The following is a 6,365-nucleotide window of genomic DNA, read 5'->3' on the forward strand; positions in this document are numbered from 1 at the left end:
CCGCCCACCGCGCGCCGGCGGCGCACCGCCTCGGCGATCCGCGCAGCCGAGGGGAGTCGCGACGTGGCGTCCTCGGTGACGATCTCGACCCAGCCCTCGATCGTCGCGAGCAGGTGCTCGAGGCGCGCCAGCGCGGCGTTCTGCGCCTCCGAGCGTGCCGGCAGCAGGACTCCGCTCTCGAGGGCGCGGCGCAGCTCTTCGGGCTCGGAGGGATCGAAGCGCGACGCGAGGTCGTCGAGGGCATCGGTGTCGACGTGGACGCCGCGGGCGAAGTCGGTCACCTGCGAGATCACGTGCAGGCGCAGCCATCGCGCGTGGCGGAACAGGCGCGCGTGCGCGAGCTCGCGGGTCGCCGCGTACAGGGCGAGCTGGTCGTCCGGCACCTCGAGCCCCTGGCCGAAGTCCGCGAAGTTCTGGGGGAGGATCGCCGCCTGCCCGTCGGGCATGAGCGGGATGCCGACGTCGCCGCCGCTGACGACCTCCTTCGACAGGCTGCCGACGACCTGACCGAGCTGCGAGGCGAACAGCGATCCGCCGACCGTGCGCATCAGGCGCCCGGCGCCCTGCACCAGCCCCTGCATGTCTTCGGGGGCCTGCTCGCTGAGCGCCGACGTGAGGGCGTCGGCGATGCTGGTGGCGACCGGCTCGGCGAGCTCCTGCCACACCGGCAGTGTGGCCTCGACCCACGCGCCGCGCGTGATCACCTGGGGCGGGGCGGGCAGCTCCGAGATCGTGGTCGCCTCGCTCAGCCACAGCGTCGCGAGGGCGAAGGCCTGGTCGAGGTCGGTGCGCTGGCCCGTGGTCACGCCGAGGCCGTCCTGGTTCGCGATGTGCAGCGCCTGACGGGTCGCCATCTCCCACGAGATGCCGCCCTCGCCACCGCCCGCGAACGCCCCCTGCAGCTGCCGCATCACCGCCTGCATCATGGCGGGGTCGATGTTCATGCCCGACAGCCGGGAGAGCTGCTCGGCATCCAGATCGCCGGTCCCGCCGCCGAAGAGCTGCCGGATCAGCTCCTGGAACTCGTCCTCGGGACTGCGCTCGTCTCCGTGCTCGCCGCCACCGGTCGCGTCGTCTGCCACTTCAGCCGCCTTTCAGCAGGTCGGGACCCACGCGCTCTACGCTAGTCGCAGCATCCGTCGCACTCCCGGCCAGGACCCCGAACGCCTTACGCCGGTCGCGAACGACCAGGCATACGAACCGCAAGGCACGGAAGAGAGGTCCCGCGTGGCCCTGTTCGACGAGAACACGACGATCGAGCCTGCGCCCCGGCAGCGCATGTCGCGGCGCACCGCCGTCGGCGTCTGGGCGCTCGCCGTCGCCATGATCGTGCTGCTCGTCATCACCTTCCTGCCCACGTCGTACGTGATCCAGCGACCGGGGCCTGTGTACGACACGCTCGGCAGCGCCGAGTCGTCCGACGGCGAGGAGGTGCCGCTGATCTCGATCGAGGGGGCCGAGACCTACCCCACCGAAGGCTCGCTGGATCTGCTCACCGTTCAGGTGCAGGGGAACCGCGAGCGGACGCCCTCGTGGTTCGAGCTCGCGACGGCGTGGTTCGACCCGAGCAAGGCGGTGCTGCCGATCGACGCCGTCTTCCCCGAGGGGCAGAGCACCGAGGAGCGCAACGAGGAGAGCGCCGCGATGATGGTCGACTCGCAGCAGGAGGCCACCGCGGCGGCCCTCGCCGAGCTGGGGTACGACATCGTGGCGCAGCTGTCGGTCCACTCGCTCCTGGACGGCTCCGCCGCCGAGGGGGTGCTCGAGGAAGGCGACATCATCCTGGAAGCCGACGGTGAGACCGTGACGGATGCCGCATCCCTGCGCGAGATCATCAACGACGGCGACGGCACACCCGTCGAGCTCCTCATCGAGCGATCCGGCGACGAGCAGACCGTCGAGGTGACCCCGAAGGAGTCCGCGGTCGACGGCGAGTCGACGTGGTTGATCGGGGTGAACCTCATCACCGACTACGAGTTCCCGATCGACGTGACGATCCAGCTCAACAACGTGGGCGGACCGAGCGCCGGCATGATGTTCGCGCTCGGCATCATCGACACCCTCACCCCCGGGGCGCTGAACGGGGGCGATGTCGTCGCCGGCACCGGAACGATCGCAGCCGACGGCGACGTCGGCCCGATCGGCGGCATCCGCCAGAAGATGTGGGGGGCGCGGGATGCCGGAGCCGAGTGGTTCCTCGCGCCGGACGCGAACTGCGACGAGGTGGTCGGAAACATCCCGGGCGACCTGCGCGTGTTCGCGGTCGAAGACCTCGATGACGCGCTGTCGGTGCTCGACGCCGTCCGCGTGGACGGCGACCTCGGCGCGCTGCCGACGTGCGCGGCGGGGTGAGCCCGCCACGAAGAGCGTTCTCGCGGATTTCGCTCAGCGCGGACTGGGCTGCCGCTCGGCGCCCGCCGCCTAGGATGGGACCGTGACCACGACCTCAGTGCCGACTCCGGCCACACCCTCCCGCTCCCGGCGCGTCATCGCCATCACCCTCGCGATCATCGCCGCCCTCGTGGTGGCGTTCTTCGTCTTCGCCAGCCTGTACGCGGACTGGCTCTGGTACGAACAGCTCGGGTTCGAGTCGGTGCTCCTCACGCAATGGGTCGCGCGCGTGGTGATGTTCGTGATCGGCTTCCTCGGGATGGCCGTGCCGGTGTGGCTCTCGATCCAGCTCGCCTATCGCCTCCGCCCCGTGTACGCACGGCTGAGCTCGCAGCTGGACCGCTACCAGGAGGTCGTCGAGCCGCTGCGGCGACTGGCGATGTGGGGCATCCCGGTCTTCTTCGGCTTCTTCGCCGGGTTCGCCGCGTCGGCACAGTGGGAGACCACGTGGCTGTGGTTCAACGGTGTCGCCACCGATGCCAGGGATCCCGAGTTCGGCATGGACACCGGCTTCTACCTGTTCGCGATGCCGTTCTGGGGCACGCTGGTCGGCTTCGCGTCGGCGGTGCTGCTCATCTGCCTGCTCGTCACGGCGCTGGTGTCGTACCTGTACGGCTCGGTGCGGATCGGCCAGCGCGAGCTGCGCATCTCGAAGTCCGCGCGCATCCAGCTCGCGGTGATCGCGGGTCTGTACCTGCTCGTCCAGGGCGTGAGCCTCTGGCTCGACCGGTACAAGACGCTCGTCGAGCCCGGTGCCGGCGGACGCATCACGGGTCCCGGCTACACCGAGGCGAACGCGATCATCCAGGGGCAGACGATCCTCGCCTTCGCCGCCGTGATCGTCGCGATCCTGTTCTTCGTGACCGCCGTCATCGGCCGCTGGCGCTACCCCCTCATCGCCACGGCGCTGCTGATCGTCTCGGCGATCGTCCTCGGCTTCGGCTACCCCTGGGTGGTCAACACCTTCCAGGTGCAGCCGAACCAGGACGTGTACGAGCGCGAGTACTTCCAGCGCAATATCGACGGCACGAAGGCGGCGTTCGGCATCGACGGGCTCGAGAAGACCGAGTTCACCGCCGAGACGACCGCCGAGGCGGGGAAGCTGCGCGAAGACGCGGCGACCACGACGCAGATCCGCATCATGGATCCAGCGATCATCGGGCCGACCATCCGTCAGCTCGAGCAGTACCGCCCGTACTACCAGTTCACCAATCCGCTCGACGTCGACCGCTACGAGATCGACGGCGAGATGCAGGACACCATCGTCTCGGTGCGCGAACTCAACGTCGACCAGCTCGGCGCCGGATCCTCCTGGGTCAACGAGACGCTCGTCTACACGCACGGCTACGGCATGGTCGCCGCCGCGGGCAATGAGCGCACCGCCGACGGCAACCCGGTCTTCCTGGAGCGGGGCATCCCGGCAACCGGGTTCCTGTCAGAGAACCCCGACTTCCAGCCGCGCGTGTACTTCGGCGAGAACTCGCCCGAGTACTCGATCGTCGGCGCGCCGGAGGGCGCCTCGCCGATCGAGCTCGACTACCCGTCGGGCTCCGACGGCAGTGCCGGGCCGCGCACGACGTTCGAAGGCGACGGCGGCCCGTCGGTGGGCAACGCCTTCAACCGCCTCATCTACGCGCTGAAGTTCCAGTCCGAGCAGATCCTCTTCGCCGACGGCGTGAACGACGAGTCGCAGATCCTGTACGACCGGGACCCGCTCACGCGTGTGAAGAAGGTGGCCCCATATCTGGAGCTCGACAGCGACCCGTACCCCACCGTGGTCGACGGTCGCATCAAGTGGGTCGTCGACGGCTACACGCTCAGCGCCAACTACCCATACTCCAAGACGGTGCCGCTGTCGGCGGCGATCGCCGACTCGACCAACACGCAGCCCCGCTTCGCGCTGGACGACATCAACTACATCCGCAACTCGGTGAAGGCGACTGTCGACGCGTACGACGGCTCGGTCACGCTGTACGCGTGGGAGCCCGAGGACCCGCTGCTGCAGGCGTGGCAGAACGTGTATCCGTCGACGCTCGAGCCGTTCAGCGAGATGCCGGCCGACCTCATGAGCCACGTGCGCTACCCGACCGACCTGTTCAAGGTCCAGCGCGCGATGCTGCAGGTGTACCACGTCGACGACGCGCAGTCGTTCTACGAGCGCGACAACGCGTGGGCGACACCTGAAGATCCGCAGAACCCCAACGCGCTGCAGCCGCCGTACTACCTGACGATGCAGATGCCGGGTCAGGACAGCCCGTCGTTCTCGATGTTCACGACGTTCATCCCCTCGTCGGCGACCGGTGCCGAGAGCCGCAACGTGCTCATGGGCTACCTCGCCGCCGATTCGAACGCAGGTGCCGAGGCCGGCGTCAAGGGCGAGGACTACGGCAAGCTGAGGCTGCTCGAGATCGACGCCGACACCACCGTTCCCGGCCCCGGCCAGGTGCAGAACCGCTTCGACTCGGATCCGGTCGTGTCGCAGCAGATCAACGTGCTCACGATCGGCCAGTCCGAGGTGATCAACGGCAACCTGCTGACGCTCCCGGTCGGTGGCGGCCTGCTGTACGTACAGCCGGTCTACGTGCAGGCGGCCGAGGGCACGCAGCTGCCCCAGCTGCGCAAGGTGCTCGTCGCGTTCGGCGACCAGATCGCATTCGAAGACACGCTGAGCGAGGCGCTTGACGTCCTGTTCGACGGCGACTCGGGCGCTGAGACGGGCGACGAGGAGGTCACGCCTACGCCGGGCGAGACGCCTCAGCCCGAACCCACCGAGCCTCCGGAGGAGGGCGGGACGCCCGACCCCGAAGTGCCGACGGACGAGTACCAGGCAGCCCTGGAAGCGGCGCAGCAGGCGATGCTCGAGCGCCAGGAGGCGCTCCAGGCCGGCGACTGGGCCGCGTACGGCGCGGCCGACGAGCGCCTCACCGCCGCGGTCGAGAGGCTCATCGAGCTGGGCGCTCAGCAGTAGCCCAGACCGCTTCGCGACGACGGCCGCTCCGTGCGCATCACGCGCGGAGCGGCCCTCGCGCGTGTGCGGACCGCGGACCTCGGGGGCGTGGCCTCGAACCAGCGGCGGGTAGGCGCGCGACAGGAGGGCGCACCGGCCCCGCAGTGCAGCGGGGAAGTGGCGTACCGCGACACGGAGGACTCGACGGGAGAGCCGACGTGGCGCACATCGTCGGCCCGGTCGACAAGCGGTTCGTGCCGCAGCAGCACGGTCGACGGAAGCAAGTCGGACCGGCGAGCAGGACGAAGACGCGGCAGTGGCCCCCAACCCAAGCTCGGCCGCCTAGCGCTGCTCCGGCCCGGCCGCTCCGAAGAGCGGCAGCTCGCGGGCCTGCAGCACCAGCCAGGGGCTGAACGCCCACGGGGTCGCCACGATCGCGGCGCCGAGTGCAGGGGGCTCGACCCACCGTGCATCCGCGACCTCGTCCGGGTTCGGCTCGGGTTTCACCGAGGTCCGCGCCACGAACACCGGGCACACCTCGTTCTCGACCACGCCGCTCGCATCGGTCGCGCGGTAGCGGAAGTGCGGCAGCACCAGCTCGACGCGCGTGAGCGAGAGCCCGAGCTCGAACTCCCCTCGCCGATGGACTGCCGCGATCGGCGGCTCGCCGGGCCGCGGATGGCCGCAGAAGGAGTTGGTCCAGACACCGGGCCAGGTGCGCTTCGTCAGGGCGCGTCGGGTGACGAGCACGCGGCCTTCGGCATCGAGCACGTGGCACGAGAACGCGAGGTGGAGGGGAGTGTCGGCACCGTGCACGCCGCCCTTCGGCGCGGAACCGATGACGCGAGCATCGTCGTCGAGCAGCACGACCTGGTCGGTGTCGGTCACGATCTCGCTCCGCTCCACTGGATGGCCGCAACGCCAGAGGGCGCCCCCTGCTGGGGACGCCCTCTGGACTTTCTGTTGCGGGGACAGGATTTGAACCTGCGACCTCTGGGTTATGAGCCCAGCGAGCTACCGAGCTGCT

4 protein-coding genes are annotated in these 6,365 nt (G+C 69.6%); 2 read left to right on the forward strand and 2 right to left on the reverse strand.

Translation table 11 applies throughout. The annotated features are described in order from the left end of the window. The coding region (locus EIO58_RS10775) for a zinc-dependent metalloprotease (protein WP_446723916.1) at positions 1-1,010 on the reverse strand (1,010 nt) is incomplete at its 3' end. A 217-nt stretch (positions 1,011-1,227) separates the two neighbouring features. Between EIO58_RS10775 and EIO58_RS10780 the strand changes: the two genes are divergently transcribed. Then, positions 1,228-2,352 carry a YlbL family protein gene (locus EIO58_RS10780; RefSeq protein ID WP_127819543.1) on the forward strand — a complete coding sequence of 375 codons (1,125 nt, stop codon included), beginning with the start codon at positions 1,228-1,230 and terminating at the stop codon, positions 2,350-2,352. A gap of 82 nt (positions 2,353-2,434) precedes the next feature. Beyond that, on the forward strand, positions 2,435-5,359 hold the full coding sequence (locus EIO58_RS10785) for a UPF0182 family membrane protein (RefSeq protein WP_127819544.1): 2,925 nt from the start codon (positions 2,435-2,437) through the stop codon (positions 5,357-5,359). Between the two features lie 321 nt (positions 5,360-5,680). Here EIO58_RS10785 and idi read toward each other — a convergent pair whose 3' ends face one another. Next, positions 5,681-6,229 (reverse strand): isopentenyl-diphosphate Delta-isomerase, encoded by a 549-nt coding sequence (gene idi / locus EIO58_RS10790; protein ID WP_446723917.1) that lies wholly within the window; start codon positions 6,227-6,229, stop codon positions 5,681-5,683. Positions 6,230-6,365: the final 136 nt, after the last annotated feature.

The sequence above is a fragment of the Microbacterium sp. CPCC 204701 genome, from assembly GCF_004010105.1.
In the GTDB taxonomy this organism is placed as follows: Bacteria; Actinomycetota; Actinomycetes; order Actinomycetales; family Microbacteriaceae; genus Microbacterium.